Below are 18,553 nucleotides of genomic sequence, written 5' to 3'. Positions count from 1 at the left end.
AGAGGTCATTTTTTGTGCAGGATGTAACCCGTCGTGTCCTCTCTCATCGATGCGCGTGGCGGCTCGCCCTTCTCTTCTCTATAATGCCCGCACCAAAAACAGGGATATCGCCGTGATAGTGAAACGATCCGTGACCCGCAGCATCGGCCAGGCGCTGAGCGCCATCGTCCTGCTGGCACTGCTGACCACCGGGCTGGCGCTGATGACGCTCTCCAGCAGCCTGCGCGACGCCGAGGCTATTAACCTGGCCGGTTCACTGCGCATGCAGAGCTACCGTCTGGCCTGGGACAGCACCAGCAACCCGCAGCTCCTGCAGCAGCACCTGCTGGAGTATGCCCAGACGCTGGACAAACCGGCGCTGCGCGATCTCGATCGCCCCTGGGTGCCGCAGGAGGTGGTCAGCCGCTACCAGCATCTGCGTCACGCCTGGCCGGCGCTGCAGCAGCAGCTGCAGCGCGGCGACGCGGACCTCTATCAGCAGCAGGTGGCGAACTACGTCGGCGAGATCGACCGCTTCGTCATGGGGCTGCAGCGCTACAGCGAGCGAAAAATGGAGCTGGTGGCGGCCAGCAGCCTGCTGGGCGTGATTGCCATCGTGGCGCTGGCGTTAGCCACCATCCGCTTTAGCCGTCGTCAGGTGGTGCGTCCGCTTAATGCGCTGGTGACCGCCAGCCGCTACGTGGAAAGCGGCAACTTCGCCTTTCCGCCGCTGGTGGTGGAGCAGAATAACGAGCTGCGCGTGCTGGCGCAGACCTTCAGCGCCATGGCGGCGCGTCTTGAATCGCACCATCAGGCGCTGGCCAGCGCGGTAGAGGAGAAAACGCGCGACCTGCAGGAAGCCAACCGCACCCTGTCGCTGCTGTATGAGAGTTCACAGCTGCTTACCGCCAGCCCGCTCAGCGCGACACTGTTCGAGCGCGTGATGGCGCAGGTGCGCGAGCGCGAGAACCTGCATGTGCTGGTGCTGGAGAGCGCGCACGGTCGCTTCTGCGTCGGCAACAGCGACCGTGCGCTGCGCTGGCACAGCGTGCCGCTGCCGCAGGACGACGAACAGGCTGGCGCGCTGCGCTGGCAGAGCGAGCGCGACGCGCCGCGCGAGGCGCTGATGCAGAGCCTGGGCAATATGCTGTCGCGCGCCATCTGGATCTGGCAAACGCAAAAGCAGGTGCAGCAGATGCTGTTAATCGAGGAGCGCGCCACCATCGCCCGCGAGCTGCACGACTCACTGGCGCAGGCGCTCTCTTTTATGCGCATCCAGCTGACGCTGCTGCGCCGCGCGCTCGACAATCCGAACGCGGCGGCGCAAAACATTATTGCCGACTTTGACCGCACGCTCTCCGACGCCTATCGCCAGCTGCGCGAGCTGCTGGCGACCTTTCGCCTTACCATCGAGCAGGCCGATCTGGTGGCAGCGATGCAGGCGATGATCGCCTCGTTGCAGGAGCAGGTTACGGCTAAGATTAGCTTTAGCTGTCAGCCCGGACTGGAGACGCTGGATGCGCAGCAGCAGGTGCATCTGCTGCAGATTGCGCGCGAAGCGCTACTCAACGCCATTCGCCACGCCGAGGCGCGCAGCATCGCGGTGCGCTATGAGCGCAACGCGGAAGGCGAGCATCTGCTGACCGTGACCGACGACGGCGTCGGCATCGCCAGCACCGACGAGCCGCCGGGGCATTATGGCCTGACCATTATGTCGGAACGCGCCGCGCGGCTGGCGGGCGAGCTAACGATTCAGGCGCAGGCGCGCGGCACTCAGGTGGCGCTGCGTTTTCCGCCGCAGACCGACGCCCAGACATCGCGTTGATCCCCAACGCCCTTTTTATTGATAAAACAGGCTTTTTTCTTTATTCGCCGGGAGTAGACATGCAACAACCTGTGCTGACGGTCATGATTGTGGACGACCACCCGCTGATGCGGCGCGGCATTCGCCAGCTGCTGGCGCTGGAGCCGCGTCTGGCGGTGATTGCCGAGGCCAACAACGGCACCGAAGCGCTGGCCGAGGCGCGCCGCCTGACGCCCGATATCATCCTGCTCGATCTCAATATGAAGGGCATGTCGGGGCTGGATACGCTGAAGGCGCTGCGCCACGAAGGGATCGCGTCGCGCATTGTTATCTTTACCGTCTCGGACGCGCGCAGCGATATCGACGCCATGATCGACGCCGGCGCGGACGGCTACCTGCTGAAAGATGGCGATCCGGCGCTGCTGCCCGATCAGCTGCTGGAAGCGGCGCGCGGCGAGAAGATTTTCAGCGACGCGGTGCGCGACTACCTCGCCACGCGCCAGCACAGCGCCAGTCCGTTCCGCCAGCTTACCGAACGCGAGCGCGACGTGCTGCAGGAGGTGGCGCGCGGGCTGTCAAACAAAGAGATCGCCGCCGCGCTGCATATTTCGGAAGAGACGGTAAAAGTACATATCCGCAATCTGCTGAAGAAGTTAGACGTACGCTCACGCGTCGCGGCAACTGTGATGTGGTTAGAGAGCCGCAACAGCTGACCTGACGCGGTATTTACACTTTCTCCACAATTTCTCCACGATGTCCTAATTTGCGCCACGTAGAGTAAGGTCCGGCAGGAAATTTATCTTTTTCTTTGCCTGCTCGGCCCGCCTCTGCCGTGGGCCGCATTCTGATAATAAAAGCGAAACGCTGCTGAGGAGTGTCGATTCGATGTCGAATTTTTTCATCGACCGTCCCGTTTTTGCCTGGGTGCTGGCGATTTTAATCTGCCTGTGCGGCACGCTGGCGATTATTTCCCTGCCTGTGGAGCAATATCCCGACCTGGCTCCGCCTAACGTGCGCATTACCGCCAACTATCCGGGCGCCTCGGCGGAAACGCTGGAGAACACCGTTACACAGGTTATCGAGCAGAACATGACCGGCATCGACAACCTGATGTATATGTCCTCCAACAGCAGCAACACCGGCCAGGCGCAAATCACCCTCACCTTTTCCGCCGGCACCAATCCCGACGAGGCGCGCCAGCAGGTACAGAACCAGCTGCAGTCGGCGCTGCGCAAGCTGCCGCAGGCGGTGCAGTCGCAGGGCGTGACGGTGAATAAAACCGGCGACAGCAATATTTTGATGCTCGCCTTCGTCTCGACCGACGGCAGCATGGATAAGCAGGATATTGCCGACTATGTCGCCAGTAATATCCAGGATCCGCTGAGCCGTATCGACGGCGTCGGTCAGGTGGACGCCTACGGCTCGCAGTATGCGATGCGCATCTGGCTCGATCCCGCCCGGCTGATCGCCTATTCGCTGACCACCGACGACGTGGTGAGCGCCATCGAGGCGCAAAACGCCCAGGTCGCGGTCGGCCAGGTAGGCGGCCTGCCCTCGGTGGATAAGCAGGCGCTGAACGCCACGGTAAATGCGCAGTCGCTGCTGCAAACGCCAGAGCAGTTCAAAGCCATCACCCTGAAGAGCAACCCCGACGGCTCGGTGGTGACGCTAAGCGACGTGGCGCAGGTGGCGCTGGGCGCGGAGAAATATGATTATCTCAGCCGCTACAACGGCCAGCCCGCCTCCGGGCTCGGCATCAAGCTCGCCTCCGGCGCCAACGAGATGAACACCGACAAGCTGGTGCGCCAGCGGGTGGAAGAGCTGTCGCACTTTTTCCCGCACGGGCTGGAAGCCAAAGTCGCCTATGAAACCACGCCGTTCGTCAAAGCCTCGATTATCGACGTAGTGAAAACCCTGCTCGAGGCGATCGTGCTGGTGTTCGGCGTGATGTATCTGTTTATGCAAAACTTTCGCGCCACGCTGATCCCGACCATCGCGGTGCCGGTGGTGCTGCTCGGCACCTTCTCGGTGCTCTACGCCTGCGGCTTCAGCATCAACACCCTGACGATGTTCGCCATGGTGCTCGCTATCGGCCTGCTGGTGGACGACGCCATCGTGGTGGTGGAGAACGTCGAGCGCATCATGAGCGAAGAGGGTCTGTCGCCGCGCGCCGCGACGCGCAAGTCGATGGGGCAAATTCAGGGCGCGCTGGTGGGCATCGCGCTGGTGCTGTCGGCGGTGTTCGTGCCGATGGCCTTCTTCGGCGGCACGGTCGGCGCTATCTACCGCCAGTTCTCGATTACCATCGTCTCGGCGATGGTGCTGTCGGTGCTGGTGGCGATGATCCTCACGCCGGCGCTATGCGCCACGCTGCTGAAGCCGCTGCCGCCAGACGGGCATCACCAGCGTCGCGGCTTCTTCGGCTGGTTCAACCGCCACTTCAACCGCAACGCCGACCGCTACGAGCGCGGCGTGGCAAGCATCCTGCTAAAGGGCGGCCGCTGGCTGCTGCTCTATCTCGCCATTATCGGCCTGATGGCGTTCCTGTTTATCCGCCTGCCGACCTCGTTTCTGCCGCTGGAAGATCGCGGCGTTTTCCTCACCCAGGTGCAGCTGCCGCCGGGCGCCACGCTGCAGCAAACCTCCAGCGTGGTGGCGCAGGTGGAGAACTACTATATGACCCAGGAGAAAGAGAACGTGCTGTCGGTGTTCTCTACCATCGGCTCAGGGCCGGGCGGCAACGGTCAGAACGTGGCGCGGCTGTTTGTGCGCCTGAAAGACTGGGAGGAGCGGTCGGGCGCGGATCGCACTTCGTTCGCGATTATCGACCGCGCCACCAAAGCCTTCCGCGCGATTAAAGAAGGACGCGTCATCGCCAGCAGCCCGCCGGCGATCACCGGCATGGGCAGCTCCTCCGGCTTTGATATGGAGCTGCAGGATCACGCCGGTATCGGCCACGTTCAGCTGATGGCAATGCGCGATAAGCTGCTGGCGATGGCGGAGAGCGATCCCGCGCTGTCGCGGGTGCGTCACAACGGCCTCGACGACAGTCCACAGCTGCAGATCGATGTCGATCAGCGCAAGGCGCAGGCGCTGGGCGTCTCAATCGATACCATCAACGATACCCTGACCACCGCCTGGGGCTCGACCTATGTCAACGACTTCCTCGACCGCGGACGCGTGAAGAAGGTATACGTGCAGGCCGCGCCGCAGTACCGCATGCTGCCGAACGATATCAATCAATGGTACGTGCGCAACAGCAGCGGCGGCATGGTGCCCTTCTCCGCCTTCGCCACCAGCCGCTGGGAGACCGGCTCGCCGCGTCTGGAGCGCTATAACGGCTATTCGTCGATCGAGATCGTTGGCGAGGCGGCGTCGGGCGTCAGCAGCGGCACGGCGATGGACGCGATGGAGCGGCTGGTGGCGCAGCTGCCGCTCGGCGTCGGCTTCCAGTGGACAGGCGCCTCTTATCAGGAGCGCCTGTCGGGTTCGCAGGCGCCTGCGCTCTACGCCATTTCGCTGCTGGTGGTGTTTCTCTGCCTGGCGGCGCTCTACGAGAGCTGGTCGATTCCCTTCTCGGTGATGCTGGTGGTGCCGCTCGGCGTGGTGGGCGCGCTGGTGGCCACCTGGCTGCGCGGGCTGGAGAACGACGTCTATTTCCAGGTTGGGCTGCTGACGGTGGTGGGGCTTTCCGCTAAGAACGCCATTCTGATCGTGGAGTTCGCCAACGAGATCAACAGCAAAGGCGGCGAGCTGGTAGAGGCGACGCTTAGCGCCGCGCGCCAGCGTCTGCGCCCGATCCTGATGACCTCGCTGGCCTTTATCTTCGGCGTGCTGCCGATGGCCATCAGCGCGGGCGCCGGCTCCGGCAGCCAGCACGCAGTCGGCACCGGCGTGATGGGCGGCATGATCTCCGCGACCCTGCTGGCGATCTTCTTTGTGCCGCTGTTCTTTGTGCTGGTGCGCCGCCGCTTCCCGCTGAAGGCGAAGCCGCACGACTAAGCGCCAAAAATTAAGGCAGCCACCGAGGTGGCTGCCTTGTATTACTGTGTGTGGTCAGAATCAGAGCAAGGGGGACAGGTCCTGCTGTGTTCGCTGCCGGTTACTTGTTGCGTAACATCGCGGCGATGAATTCTTTCCAGTTCCCCATTTCAGCGTCAATCATATAAACCCTCTCTTATTGTGCTGCCGATTTTACGCATAAATTTTCGACAAGTGAATACGGTTACACCTGTTTTCACTATCGGCAAAGGCGATTAATGACCTGAGTTTTTTGGATCTGCTAGCTGACGCACATTTCAGCAATGACGGGGATCAGGCGGGAGAAAAGGCGGTTATAACGGACCAGACGGTCTGAATTTCACTTAAGATAATTCTTAACATGATCATGATAAACCGCGTGACAATTGCCGGTACTAATGAAAGCGGTTACTAAGACTAATCTTAATGATTTTATTTCGGTAATTTCGCCGCTTTTGCCCTCTCGGCGCTTAGCAGCCAAATACTCTGTGATAAACTGGCGCACTCTTTTTTTCTGGACGAGGAAGCCTGATGACAGCGCAGTGGGTGATGTACGGCATTAAAAATTGCGACACGATAAAAAAAGCGCGCCGCTTTTTAGAGGCCGCCGACATCGACGTTGAGTTTCATGATTACCGCGCCAGCGGGCTGAACGATGCGCTGCTGATGCAGTTTATCGATCAGCTAGGCTATCAGACGCTGCTTAACACGCGCGGCACCACCTGGCGCAAGCTGCCGGAAGCGGAGCGCGAAGCCGTTATCGACAGCAGCAGCGCCAGCGCGCTGATGCTGGCACACCCCGCCGTTATCAAGCGTCCCGTACTGCGCGCGCCAGACGGCTCGCTGCTGGTCGGCTTCAGCGAAGCCGCTTATCAGGCGTTTATTCAGGAGAAGTCATAACATGTTCTGTCCGGTTATCGAACTGACGCAGCAGCTGATCCGCCGTCCCTCGCTGAGCCCGGACGACGCAGGCTGTCAGGCGCTGCTGATCGCGCGTCTGGAAGCGATTGGCTTTCATGTTGAGCTGATGCACATCGACGACACGCTCAACTTCTGGGCGACGCGCGGCCAGGGCGAAACGCTGGCGTTCGCCGGTCATACCGACGTGGTGCCGCCGGGCGACGCCAGCCGCTGGATCAACCCACCCTTCGAGCCCACCATTCGCGACGGCATGCTGTTTGGCCGCGGCGCGGCGGATATGAAAGGGTCGCTGGCGGCGATGGTGGTCGCCGCCGAGCGCTTTATCGCCGCGCATCCCAACCACAAAGGCCGCCTGGCGTTTTTGATCACCTCCGACGAAGAGGCGAGCGCGAAAAACGGCACGGTGAAAGTGGTGGAGCGTCTGATGGCGCGCCGTGAGCGTCTCGATTACTGCCTGGTCGGCGAACCCTCCAGCACTGAAGTGGTGGGCGACGTGGTGAAAAACGGCCGCCGCGGCTCGATGACCGCTAACCTCACCATTCACGGCGTGCAGGGCCATGTCGCCTATCCCCATCTGGCGGACAACCCGGTACACCGCGCGCTGCCGGCGCTTAACGCGCTGGTCGCCACCGAGTGGGATCGCGGCAATGAATTTTTCCCGCCCACCAGCATGCAGATCGCCAACGTGCAGGCCGGCACCGGCAGCAACAACGTTATCCCGGGCGAGTTTTTCGTGCAGTTCAATTTCCGCTTCAGCACCGAACTCACCGACCAGATGATCAAGGATCGCGTGGCGGCGCTGCTCGACAGCTACCAGCTGCGCTATACGCTGGAGTGGGTGGTGTCCGGTCAGCCGTTCCTGACCTCGCGCGGCAGGCTGGTCGACGCCGTGGTTAAGGCGGTATCGCACTATAATGAAATTAAGCCGCAGCTGCTGACCACCGGCGGCACCTCAGACGGGCGCTTTATCGCGCGGATGGGCGCGCAGGTGGTGGAGCTTGGCCCGGTGAATGCCACCATTCACAAAATCAATGAGTGCGTGAAGGCCGCCGATCTACAGACGCTGAGCCGCATGTATCAGCGCATTATGGAACAGCTGGTCGCCTGATCGCGATCGAGAGGAGCAGGCAAATGGAATTTATCAAAGAGTACTGGTGGATCCTGGTGATCCTGTTGCTGGTTGGCGTGCTGATGAATGTGTATAAAGATCTGAAGCGCATCGACCATAAAAAATATATGGCGAACAAGCCCGACCTGCCGCCGCATCGCGACTTTAACGATAAGTGGGACGATGACGACAACTGGCCGAAGAAGAAGTAACCCAACGGCTTAGCGGCGTCAGCGCCCGACAACGCCCTCGCCTGCGCGAGGGCGTTTTTACATCATCATAATCACATCGTCGTCGCCGGGCTTCGCGCCGCTCAGCGCCTCGTCGAAATAGCGCTTCGGCACGGTGTAGTGCAGATGCTTCAGCGCCAGCGCCATGCTGCGATCGTCAACCGCGTGCGGCAGATCCTCAATGATATCGAGGGTGACGTCGCCGCCCAGTGCGGTGAGCCGCTGCGCCGCCTGTTCGGCATGCTGCATCGGGATCTGCTCGTCATACTCGCCGTGGATCAGATGGATGGTGGTACGGGTCGTGGCGTTTTCCGGCAGCGTGGCGTAGCGGCCGCTAAACGCCACCACGCGTCCCGCCAGATCCGGCTGCGCCTTGACGCCCTCCAGCACCATGGTGCTGCCCTGCGAAAACCCCACCAGCGCCGTGGCATCGGCAGCGACGCCGCTTTGCGCCTGCCAGTGCCGCACCGAATCGACGAACTGCGGCAGCACCGCGTTGATGCGCTGCTGCTCGCTCTGATCGTGCTGCGCGGTTTCGCTGAACCAGTAGTGGCCAGGTGCCGGCGCGCCGACTGCGACTACCTGCGCCTGCGGGAACTCGCGCGCGAACCAGCCGCCCAGCTGCGCCATGGAGTGCGGATTATCGCCGACGCCGTGATAGAGCAGGAACAGCTGTTGTGCAGCCGCGCTCGGCTGCTGAACAATAACGTATTGCAGTGTCATATCGACCTCCTCAGATCACTATACGCCGCCCTGAGCAGAGCGCTATCGGGAAAATTTGAACGACTTTGTGGATTTATTCCACTTGCTGTCGCAGCAGAGAGGCGCGCGCGGCGTCCCATTCGCTCAGCGCCGCGGCGGCGTCCAGCCGCAGCCTGGCGACAAGCGCCTTGCGGCCTGCCAGCCCGGCCTGCTGCGCCACATCACCGAGATCCGCCTGCGGCTGCAGCACGGCCTGCAGCAGCGGGGAAACGGCGACGCGGTCGGCGAGGCGCTGCAGCACCGGCAGCGTCGCCTCCAGCGGCCGCTGCGCCCAGGCGAACCCCGCCGCCAGCCAGGCATCTTCGTCATTAAAAGGGGAAAAGGTTTCTGGCAGCGCGATCGGCTCGGCAATCTGCTGACGTAGCTGCGGCCAGTCGCGCGCCAGCCCCGCCGCCGCACGCTGCTGCAGCGCCCTGCCTGCGGGCGTCAGCGCGCGTATCGCCATCGCTGCATAGCAGCCGCTGCTCGCCTCGCGCTGCGTGCCGATGCGCGCCAGGGTAAAGCCGCAGGCGCGCCAGAAGGCCCACAGCGCCTCGGTATAGCCGAAGCTGACAGAGAGAAAATCCACCTCCTGCTGCGCCTGCACGGCGGCCACCAGCGCCTGGCCGATACCCTGCCTGCGCTGCTCCGCCGCCACCGCGATACGGCTGATGCGACGAGAGCGCAGCGTCGCCGCCTCAACGAAGCCGGCGTGCGCCGCCAGCGACTGCGCCACCAGATTGCCGCGCGGCCGCCGCCTGCCCGCCCAGACCGCCTGCGCCAGTTCAGGCGTTAAGCCGCCCTCTTCCACCAGCCAGAGCGCGCCCTGCAGCGCGGGCGCGTCGCCGCTCAGCCACAGCGTCATGCCGGGCGCATCCATTAAGCGCCGCAGGTCGAGCGGCGAGGTGCGGTAGTGGGCGCTGGCCAGCAGACGGTAAGCCGCCTCCGGCAACGTGGCATCGTGCCGCCAGGCGTCGGCGGGCATCCGGCGCGGCGCAGTGTGCGACGAGGCAGGCGCCGGAATGGCGTCTTCAAACAGCAGCGCCTGATTGAGCCAGGCTTCCAGCGGATCCTGACGCGACCAGCGCAGCGGCTCGTCCAGCGTAAAGTAACACACCCGCGGCAGCCCGGCGCAGAACTTGAGAATAAAGCCGCGTCCGGTGCCCTCGTAGCCCTGCACCGTGGTGGTCAGCAGCACGCGCGGGAAGCGTGCCACCAGCGCGCTCAGCAGCGGCGTCGGGATGGCGGCGGCCTCATCGACGATCAGCCAGTCAGCCGCAAGGTCGGGCTGGGCGAGAATGGCGTCCGGCGCCATAAAATGAAAAGCGTCGCCGGCGAAGCGCGCCAGCACTTCGGTGGAGGCCCTGGCGGGCGCGGCGATCGGCGTGCCGGGAATCTGCCGCGCCAGCATGCCGGCCAGCGCCGACTTGCCGCGTCCGCGCGGCGCGGTCAGCACCGCGACGCCGGGCGCCATCGTCAGCAGCTGCTGCAGAATCGCCTGCTGCTGCTGCGGCGCGCGGCACTGCCAGTCAGGCATCTCAGCCAGCGGCGCGATACGCGGCGGCGCATCCTGACGCAGCAGCGCCACGCTGGGATCGGCAAGCAGCGTCTGCTGCAGATGGCGGATAAAGTTCGGCGTGGCGATGGGTTCAGCGACGTCGGCCCAGCGCAGGCTGTCCTGGTCCGGCTGCTGCGCCCAGCGCAGCCAGGGCGGTGTGAGCAGCAGCAGCCAGCTTCCGGCGCGCAGCGCGCCCGCCAGCGCGGCGAAGGCTTCAGCATGAAAGCCGCGGCGCGCGTCGAAAAGGGCGTAGGTGAACTCGCGGCCGAGCAGCGTGCGCAACGCCGCTGGCGCGCAGCGAGGGAGATCGTCGATCGGCGCGTCGCCGACCAGCAGCCAGTCGCCCGGCAGGCCGGCGCGCCATTCCGCGGCGCGCGCCAGGCACCACTCCGGCTCGCCGCTGATGACGCAGAGCCGCCTGACGCCTGCCTGCTGCATCTGGCGGCCGAGCTGTTCAGGCGACATCAGTTAGCGGCGAAGGTGTTGCACTGTCCGGGATCGCCGCTGTCGAATCCGCGTTTAAACCAGCTGTAGCGCTGCTCTGAGGTGCCGTGGGTAAAGCTGTCGGGCACTACGCGTCCCTGGCTGCGCTGCTGCAGGCGATCGTCGCCGATAGCCTGTGCCGCATCCAGCGCCTGCTGCAGGTCGCCGGTCTCCAGCCAGTTGTCTTTGCTGACGTAGTGGCCCCAGACGCCGGCGAAGCAGTCCGCCTGCAGCTCCATCTTCACCGACAGGTGATTGATCTGCGTCTGGCTGGCGCCCTGCTGCATCTCGCGCACTTTCGGCTCGATGCCGAGCAGCTTCTGCACGTGGTGTCCCACCTCGTGCGCCACCACGTAGCCCTGCGCGAACTCGCCGCCTGCGCCGAGCTTGTTTTTCATCTCATCGTAGAACGAGAGGTCGATATAGACGCGCTGATCCGCCGGGCAGTAGAACGGCCCCATCGCCGTCTGGCCGGTGCCGCAGCGGGTCTGGGTCGCGCCGCGATACATCACCAGCGTCGGCGCGACGTACTCTTTGCCCATCTGCTGGAACAGCTTGCTCCAGGTATCTTCGGTTGAGGCGAGAATGACGCGGGTGAATTTCGCCGCTTCATCGTCGTTGGCGCTGACGCGCTGCTGCTGCTGGCTGGTGGGCGCGACGTCGCCCCCGGTGAGCAGCCCCGTCAGGTCGTAGCCGTAATAGCCAGCGATCGCCACCACCACTAACAGGATGATGCCGCCTTTTCCACGCGGAATACGGATCTGGCGTCCGCCGCCATAGGCCGGAGATTGATCCCGGCGATCTTCAACATTGTCGCTCTCGCGACGTCCTTGCCAGCGCATATCCTGCTCCTGATTACGAGTGTCTGCTGATTTTAGTTGCGCGGCGAGACAACTACCAGCCTTGCGGCCAAATGAAAAAGGAGAGCCGTGGCTCTCCTCTCTTTCTGTTGCAGACGCGTTTAACTCAGTCGAGCTTCACGCCCAGGCGCTGCGCCACCTCTTCATAGGCTTCGATCAGGCCGCCGAGGCTCTGGCGGAAACGGTCTTTGTCCATTTTGTCCAGGGTCTGCTTGTCCCACAGGCGCGCGCCGTCTGGCGAGAACTCGTCGCCCAGCACCACTTCGCCGTTGAACAGGCCGAACTCCAGCTTGAAGTCGACGAGGATCAGGCCGGCGTCGTCAAACAGCTTGCTCAGCACCTCGTTAGCCTTGAAGGTCAGCTCCTGCATGCGCGCCAGATTCGCCTTGCTCACCCAGCCGAAGGTTTCGCAGTAGGATTCATTGACCATCGGGTCGTGCTTCGCGTCATCTTTCAGAAAGAGATCGAACAGCGGCGGATTGAGGATCATGCCCTCTTCCACGCCGAGACGTTTAACCAGCGAGCCCGCCGCGCGGTTGCGCACCACGCACTCCACCGGCACCATCTCCAGCTTTTTCACCAGCGCTTCGTTGTCGGAGAGCAGCGCTTCCATCTGGGTCGGAATGCCCGCTTCCTGCAGTTTGGTCATGATGAAATGGTTAAACTTGTTGTTGACCATCCCTTTGCGATCGAACTGCTCGATTCGGGCGCCGTCGCCTGCTGACGTATCGTTGCGGAATTCGAGTACCAGCAGATCCGGGTTGTCGGTGCTGTATACGGTTTTCGCTTTACCGCGATACAACTCAGCTCGCTTTTGCATCTTGTTAACTCCAGACTTAGAAATTTCGGGTGTTCTGCGGCGGCGGGCCGCTGCGGGGATTGCCGCGACGCAATCGTTTACTTCGCCGCGCGCTATTATGCCAGAGACGAAAAAAAAAGGCCGGAGAATCTCCGGCCCTGAGGCGATTTATTTGTTGAGTGCCGCCTGGAACACGGCCACCAGCGCATCATTCTGCGACTGGGTGAGCACGTGGCCCTTGGGATCGATAAACTGCAGGCTGCTGCGGTTGTCCAGGTCGCCGACCTGCACTTTGTAGTCGCCGTTCGGCAGTTCAGGATCTTTCGCGCCGACATCATCCCACGCGCCGCTGCCCGGCGATTTGTAGGTGACGTTCAGGCTGCCCTGCGAGCGGTTGCTGTCGGTGACTTCCATGCCGACGCGCTTCATCGCCTGCGGCAGACGCTGCCAGGCGACGTTGAACGGCGTGCGCAGCACCAGCATCGGCAGGCCGGTGTCATCCGCGCCGCTCTGCACGTCGATGCTGCCGCTGGCGCGGCCCGCCGCTGCGTTTTCGCTGGCGACGTCGATCTTGTCCAGACCGGCGCTGATGGCATTAAGCATCTGTGCGGTGTAGCGCTGGATCTGCACCGGCGCGGTGACCGCTTTGCCTTCCTGCTGCAGCTCGAGCAGGCGCACCGTCAGCACCTGCTGATAGCTCTGCGACTGCACGCTGATCTCGTAGCGGCCGCGATACTGATTGTCTTCGTCGGCGCGGTTCCACTGCACCCAGTCGGTGGTCAGCTGCTGACGCGCGTCGTTGCGCTGCGCCACAGGGAAGTTGCTGGATGCCACCACTTTGTTCACCTGCGACCAGACCGAGCCGCGGTTGTTATCCACCATCAGCACGCCGGTGTTGCCGGTAAACTGCGCGCGCGCACCGTTTACCAGCGCCAGCGGCTGCGCCGGCGGACGAATGTCGAGCTGCTTGCCGACGTTACCGCTGGCGGCGGCGTGCGGCACGTCGTAATCGCCGTGCGCCACCGGCAGGATCATGCCCGCCGGGGCTTTCAGGTCCTGCAGTTCGCTGGCCTGTAAATAGGACTCGTCACCGCTGACCTGACGCTTATAACGCTGATCGCTTGAGCACGCGGTTAACAGCATCGCGGTAGAGAGCGCCACGACGGTCGCAACCGCTGAGCGCTTTACAGAATGATTCATTGAAACTCCCTAACTTATCGCAAACCCGCTTTAATCAGCGCCTGCTCAACTTTTGGTATGGCCGCTGAGGTCAGCGGCGTCATCGGCAGACGCAGCGTGTCACTGGCGATTAATCCTAACTGTTTCGCCGCCCATTTGACCGGGATCGGATTGGGTTCACAGAAAAGCGTCTGGTGCAGATGCATCAGACGCTGATTGAGGCGACGCGCCTCGGCAAAATTACCCTGCTGCGCCAGCGCGCAAAGCTCGGCCATTTCGCGTGCGGCGATGTTGGCGGTGACCGAAATCACGCCTTTGCCGCCCAGCTGCATCAGGTCGAGCGCGCTGGCGTCGTCGCCGCTGACAATAATAAAGTCCTCATCGACCAGTGCTTGGATCTGACTAACGCGTGATAAGTTCCCGGTGGCCTCTTTGATTCCGATAATATTTTTGATTTCAGCGAGGCGCGCGACGGTCTCTGGCAGCATGTCGCAGCCGGTGCGTGAGGGGACGTTGTATAACATTTGCGGCAGCGCCGTGCTCTGCGCGATCGCTTTAAAGTGCTGGAACAACCCTTCCTGCGTCGGACGGTTGTAGTAGGGCGTGACGGTCAGGCAGCCGACTACGCCGCTGTTCTCGAAACGTTTGGTGAGAGAGATGCCTTCTGCGGTGGCGTTGGCGCCGGTTCCGGCGATCACCGGAATGCGGCCGTCCGCCAGTTCAAGCGTCAGCATCACCACGTCGCCATGCTCTTCATGGCTCAGGGTCGCGGATTCGCCGGTGGTGCCGACAGAGACGATCGCCGCGGTGCCGCTGGCGACATGATAATCAATCAGTTTTTTCAGACTCGCACGGCAGACATTACCTTTGTCATCCATTGGCGTAACGAGTGCAACAATACTTCCCGTGAACATTGGCGATCCCCTCGACAAACAAGTGCTTCATGGTACGTTTTACTTCTGTTGAAAAGCAAGCAGGCCACGCCCCTCCTGCGCTTGTCAGCAGTTTTTTTTATGTTTACCTTATGGTTATTAGCGAATGAACAGGAAATCCTACTTTGCCGCAGTCTCAACCCCACCATTTGGTGATCACCGCACTGGGTGTTGACCGTCCGGGTATCGTCAATACCATTACCCGACACGTCAGCAGCTGTGGGTGCAATATCGAAGACAGCCGTCTCGCCATGCTCGGGGATGAGTTCACCTTTATTATGCTGCTCTCCGGCAGCTGGAACGCCATCACGCTGATCGAATCGACCCTGCCGCTGAAAGGCGCGGAGCTGGAGCTGCTGATCGTGATGAAGCGCACCCGCGCCACCACGCGTCCGCCGATGCCGGCAACAGTCTGGGTGCAGGTCGAGGTGCCGGATTCGCCTCATCTGATTGAGCGCTTCACCGATCTGTTCGACAAACACGCGATGAACATCGCCGAACTCGGCTCGCGTATTAAACCGGGTCAGGCGGATCAGACGCCGACGCTCTATATTCAAATAACGGCGCACAGCCCGGCGGGCGTTGGCGACTCCCAGTTTGAACAGGCGTTTTACGCGCTGTGTCGCGAGCTTCACGCCGACGGCACGCTGCGTTTCTATAGCCTGGACGACAACGACGCGGCGACGCTGCAGGCTGCACGCTAAGCTGTAACTGAGCCGGGGCTATTCCTCCACATCACTGAAGTCTGGCTATGTGGCGCAATATCCCCTGATGGCGACTCTCCGCCGGCGCTGTTCGCCAGCCGGTCTGTCGCCCACAGCACAAAGAAAAAAATGGAGAGTAGTGATGAATCCACTGAAAGCCGGTGATACCGCACCGAAATTTAGCTTGCCCGACCAGGATGGCGAACAGGTAAATTTAACCGACTTCCAGGGACAGCGCGTTCTGGTCTATTTCTACCCGAAAGCGATGACGCCGGGATGCACCGTGCAGGCCTGCGGCCTGCGCGACAATATGGATGAGCTAAAGAAAGCGGGCGTAGAAGTGCTGGGCATCAGCACCGATAAACAGGAAAAGCTGTCGCGTTTCGCCGAGAAAGAGCTGCTGAACTTTACGCTGCTCTCTGATGAAGATCATCAGGTCTGTTCGGCGTTCGGCGTCTGGGGCGAAAAGTCCTTTATGGGCAAAACCTACGACGGTATCCACCGCATCAGCTTCCTGGTGGGCGCCGACGGCACCATTGAAAAGGTATTCGACGATTTTAAAACCTCCAACCACCACGATATCGTGATGGATTACCTGAAGTCGGCATAACGCGGCGCGGATGCGGCTTACCGCCGCATCCGCTTTACGGCGTCAGGCTGCCCAGCAGCGGCGTCTGCGCCCCCGCCACCCGCACGCAGTTACGCCCGTCGTGTTTGGCCTGATAGAGCGCGGCGTCCGCCTGCTTCAGGCTCAGTTCCTGCGACGTCTCTTCCCCCTGCCAGACGGCGACCCCCGCCGACAGCGTAATGGTGCCGACATCCGCTATCCACCCCTCGGCGACGCTGATGCGTATGCGCTCGGCGATGCGGCGCGCCTCTTCGATATCGGTCAGCGGCAGCAGCATCAGAAACTCTTCGCCGCCGTTGCGGCAGACCACGTCGCTCTGACGCGCGCTGGCGCTTAGCGTCTGCGCCACCTGTTTAATCACGCTGTCGCCAACGTCGTGTCCCCAGCTGTCGTTGACCCGCTTAAAGTGGTCGATATCCAGCGCCAGCACGGCAAACGGCTGATGCATGGTCTGATAGAAGTCGAGCACCGCACTCAGCCCGCGTCGGTTGAGCAGTTGGGTCAGCGGATCGGTCTGCACCTCTGACTTCAGACGGCCGATCTTGTCCTGCACCAGCCCGATGCCGGTCAGCAGCGCGCGCTTGACCTGCGCCGCCTCAAAATACCAGGCGTGGATAGCGCTCAGCTCTTTCGACACCCCCGGCGCATCCATCTGACGCGCCCTGCGCGCCAGTTGCCAGAGCGGCAGCGCGATCAGCCGCGCCAGGATCACCGCGACCAGCAGCGTCAGCAGCGCGAAGGGCACCGAATGCTTCAGCACCTGCATCAGCAGGCCGGAGAGCGGCTCGAGCGTGACGGCGGTCGGCTTCAGCGCCACCACCGTCCAGCCGGTGGTCGGCACCACCGCATAGCCCGCGAGACGCGCCGGCTCGCCCGCCTGCTGTAGCTGCAGCGATCCGTTGGTGTTCTCGTCGCGCCCGTTGAGCAGCGCGGGCAGCGTTTTGCCAATCAGCTGGCCGTTCTGGTGATAAATCACCTGGCTGGCGCTGTCCAGCACGAAGACGCTGGTGCCGTCGCGGTAGTACTGCTCGCCCAGCAGCGTATTCAGGATGCTTTTCTTTTTCAGGTAGATGGTGCCGCCCACATAGCCGAGATAGCGCCCGTCACGGCCCCAGACTGGCCAGGAGACAAAGATAATCAGGTTGTTGGCCGCCGAAATGGTCGGTCGGCTGATCGCCGGCTGGCGCGCGCTCAGCGCCTCGCGCGAGGCGTCGCTGGTCAGGTGCATGCCCTGCAGCATCAGGGACTCAGGCGAAATCGCCTTAACCACGCCGTTGACGTCCACCACCGCCACCGAGTTGAAGCTGCTGGTCTGCTCGCGCAGGCGATCGACCTCCTGACGCAGCAGCGCGGGATTATTGAAATCGTCGCCCAGCAGTCTGGCGCTGTAGTGCAGCTGCGACTGCGCCAGCTGAAAGAAGATTTCCGTGGTGGAGGCGAGCTTGGTGGCGTAGGCGCGGTTCGCCTCCAGCGTGCTGTCGATCAGCGCCATGCGCTGCACGCGCCAGGTGGCGTAGAGCGCGTTGGTTAGCGTCACCACGATGCTGACGATAGCGAGCAGTGCGATAAGCGTGCGCAGATCGGCTCGGGGTCGCAGGCGCATTAGCATAGCGCGCCCGCCGCAAAAGATAAGTACATGCTGAAAGGCCTGAGAATGTTGTTATTGTTGGATGTCATCTGCCCTGGTGAGGCAAGCCGCCAGTGTACACCCTGCCGCTCGCCTGAGCACCTTTCCAACTGTTACATTCTCAGAAAGTCGTTACCGACGCCTGGCGCTAATCGATCAGGCCGTGCCGATCGTAAAACGGCCAGGGGCCGGAATAGTCGCCGATGGCGCACTGGTGCGTCACCATGCCCTGCTCCGGCTGCCAGCGGTGCAGCAGAAAGCCCGGCGGCTCCATAGTGAAATGGGCCGGACCGTCCGGCTGCAGATCAAAGGCGACCTGATGGGAAACGCCCGGCGCGCAGACCGCCAGCGTGCCGGCGAAGCGCGTTTGCAGGCTGCGGTGCAGGTGGCCGCACAGCACGCGCTCGACCTGAGGATAACGGGCGACCACCGCCGCCAGCGCGTCGGGGTTGCGCAGCCGCTGGCGATCCATATGGTCGATACCGCAGATAAACGGCGGATGATGCAGCATCACCAGCGTCGGCGCGTCGGGTTCGCGCGCCAGGTTCTCCTCCAGCCACGCCAGCTGATACTCGTCGACGTAGCCCCAGGGCTGACCCGGCACGCTGGAGTCAAGCGCCAGCAGCTTCAGCGGCCCGACCCTGAGCGGCCAGTTGAGCGTGGCGCCGTGCTGCAGATAGTCGTGATCGGCAAAGACCGCGCGCAGCGCCTGGCGGTCGTCATGGTTGCCCGGCATCAGGCGGAACGGCAGCTGCAGACGGCGCAGCGCCAGACGCAGCGTCTGATACTCCTCCACCGTGCCGAAATCCACCAGATCGCCGGTGATCACCACCATATCCGGCTGCGGCCGCAGCGCGTTAAGGGTGTCGATGGCGCGCAGCAGCGCGGCCTGAGTATCGACTTTTTTATAGGACAGGCGTCCATTCGCCTTGATATGCAGATCGCTGATCTGCGCGATCAGCGTGGGTTTGTCGCACACA

At 62.5% G+C, this 18,553-nt stretch carries 17 protein-coding genes; 8 read left to right on the top strand and 9 right to left on the bottom strand.

Annotation, left to right across the window (positions count from 1 at the left end; all coding sequences use genetic code 11):
- The first annotated feature begins 112 nt into the window (after positions 1-112).
- From narQ to acrD, 3 genes are all read left to right on the top strand, one after another.
- Entirely contained in the window at positions 113-1,804 is a 1,692-nt protein-coding gene (narQ, locus tag MC269_RS04905; protein ID WP_239954257.1) for a nitrate/nitrite two-component system sensor histidine kinase NarQ, read from the top strand.
- Between the two features lie 59 nt (positions 1,805-1,863).
- Positions 1,864-2,496 carry a response regulator gene (locus tag MC269_RS04900; protein WP_239954255.1) on the top strand — a complete coding sequence of 211 codons (633 nt, stop codon included), beginning with the start codon at positions 1,864-1,866 and terminating at the stop codon, positions 2,494-2,496.
- A 172-nt stretch (positions 2,497-2,668) separates the two neighbouring features.
- The gene (gene acrD / locus MC269_RS04895) at positions 2,669-5,785 is read left to right on the top strand and encodes a multidrug efflux RND transporter permease AcrD (protein WP_239954254.1); all 3,117 of its coding nucleotides are present in this window, start codon (positions 2,669-2,671) and stop codon (positions 5,783-5,785) included.
- A 100-nt stretch (positions 5,786-5,885) separates the two neighbouring features.
- On the opposite strand, the gene MC269_RS18830 is transcribed toward acrD, so the two are convergent.
- Positions 5,886-5,933: a hypothetical protein gene (locus MC269_RS18830; protein ID WP_224481767.1), complete on the bottom strand. Its 48-nt coding sequence runs from the start codon at positions 5,931-5,933 to the stop codon at positions 5,886-5,888.
- 401 nt (positions 5,934-6,334) lie between these two features.
- Between MC269_RS18830 and MC269_RS04890 the strand changes: the two genes are divergently transcribed.
- From MC269_RS04890 to MC269_RS04880, 3 genes are read left to right on the top strand one after another with little or no spacing between them, the layout of a single operon-like run.
- Positions 6,335-6,703, top strand: a complete 369-nt coding sequence (locus MC269_RS04890; RefSeq protein WP_239954253.1) for an ArsC family reductase — start codon at positions 6,335-6,337, stop codon at positions 6,701-6,703.
- 1 nt (position 6,704) lies between these two features.
- Complete coding sequence (gene dapE / locus MC269_RS04885) at positions 6,705-7,832, top strand: succinyl-diaminopimelate desuccinylase (RefSeq protein ID WP_239954252.1); 1,128 nt, start codon at positions 6,705-6,707, stop codon at positions 7,830-7,832.
- A gap of 23 nt (positions 7,833-7,855) precedes the next feature.
- Entirely contained in the window at positions 7,856-8,044 is a 189-nt protein-coding gene (locus tag MC269_RS04880; RefSeq protein WP_081138316.1) for a YpfN family protein, read from the top strand.
- Between the two features lie 57 nt (positions 8,045-8,101).
- Here the strand turns inward: MC269_RS04880 and ypfH are convergent, their stop codons facing one another.
- The 6 genes from ypfH to dapA form a co-directional block, all read right to left on the bottom strand.
- Positions 8,102-8,785: an esterase gene (ypfH, locus tag MC269_RS04875; protein ID WP_081138318.1), complete on the bottom strand. Its 684-nt coding sequence runs from the start codon at positions 8,783-8,785 to the stop codon at positions 8,102-8,104.
- Between the two features lie 73 nt (positions 8,786-8,858).
- Positions 8,859-10,826, bottom strand: a complete 1,968-nt coding sequence (locus tag MC269_RS04870) for a tRNA(Met) cytidine acetyltransferase TmcA (RefSeq protein ID WP_239954251.1) — start codon at positions 10,824-10,826, stop codon at positions 8,859-8,861.
- Positions 10,826-11,686: a neutral zinc metallopeptidase gene (locus MC269_RS04865; protein WP_081138322.1), complete on the bottom strand. Its 861-nt coding sequence runs from the start codon at positions 11,684-11,686 to the stop codon at positions 10,826-10,828. Before MC269_RS04865 ends, MC269_RS04870 begins: the two co-directional genes overlap by 1 nt.
- A 124-nt stretch (positions 11,687-11,810) precedes the next feature.
- A complete protein-coding gene (purC, locus tag MC269_RS04860; RefSeq protein ID WP_081138324.1) occupies positions 11,811-12,524 on the bottom strand; it encodes a phosphoribosylaminoimidazolesuccinocarboxamide synthase in 714 nt (237 codons plus the stop codon).
- A 147-nt stretch (positions 12,525-12,671) separates the two neighbouring features.
- A complete protein-coding gene (gene bamC, locus MC269_RS04855; protein ID WP_239954250.1) occupies positions 12,672-13,703 on the bottom strand; it encodes an outer membrane protein assembly factor BamC in 1,032 nt (343 codons plus the stop codon).
- 14 nt (positions 13,704-13,717) lie between these two features.
- On the bottom strand, positions 13,718-14,596 hold the full coding sequence (dapA, locus tag MC269_RS04850; protein WP_081138328.1) for a 4-hydroxy-tetrahydrodipicolinate synthase: 879 nt from the start codon (positions 14,594-14,596) through the stop codon (positions 13,718-13,720).
- A 143-nt stretch (positions 14,597-14,739) separates the two neighbouring features.
- Between dapA and MC269_RS04845 the strand changes: the two genes are divergently transcribed.
- Positions 14,740-15,318: a glycine cleavage system transcriptional repressor gene (locus MC269_RS04845; RefSeq protein ID WP_081138330.1), complete on the top strand. Its 579-nt coding sequence runs from the start codon at positions 14,740-14,742 to the stop codon at positions 15,316-15,318.
- A 142-nt stretch (positions 15,319-15,460) separates the two neighbouring features.
- The gene (gene bcp / locus MC269_RS04840) at positions 15,461-15,928 is read left to right on the top strand and encodes a thioredoxin-dependent thiol peroxidase (RefSeq protein ID WP_081138332.1); all 468 of its coding nucleotides are present in this window, start codon (positions 15,461-15,463) and stop codon (positions 15,926-15,928) included.
- 34 nt (positions 15,929-15,962) lie between these two features.
- Here bcp and MC269_RS04835 read toward each other — a convergent pair whose 3' ends face one another.
- Positions 15,963-17,555 (bottom strand): diguanylate cyclase, encoded by a 1,593-nt coding sequence (locus MC269_RS04835; protein ID WP_239954249.1) that lies wholly within the window; start codon positions 17,553-17,555, stop codon positions 15,963-15,965.
- A 166-nt stretch (positions 17,556-17,721) separates the two neighbouring features.
- A complete protein-coding gene (locus tag MC269_RS04830; protein WP_239954247.1) occupies positions 17,722-18,552 on the bottom strand; it encodes a phosphodiesterase in 831 nt (276 codons plus the stop codon).
- Position 18,553 lies beyond the last annotated feature (1 nt).

The sequence above is a fragment of the Pantoea sp. Z09 genome, assembly GCF_022394795.1.
Lineage (GTDB): Bacteria > Pseudomonadota > Gammaproteobacteria > Enterobacterales > Enterobacteriaceae > Pantoea > Pantoea latae.
The sequence above is the reverse complement of the archived record's forward strand: the minus strand, read 5'-3'. Positions and strand labels throughout refer to the sequence as shown.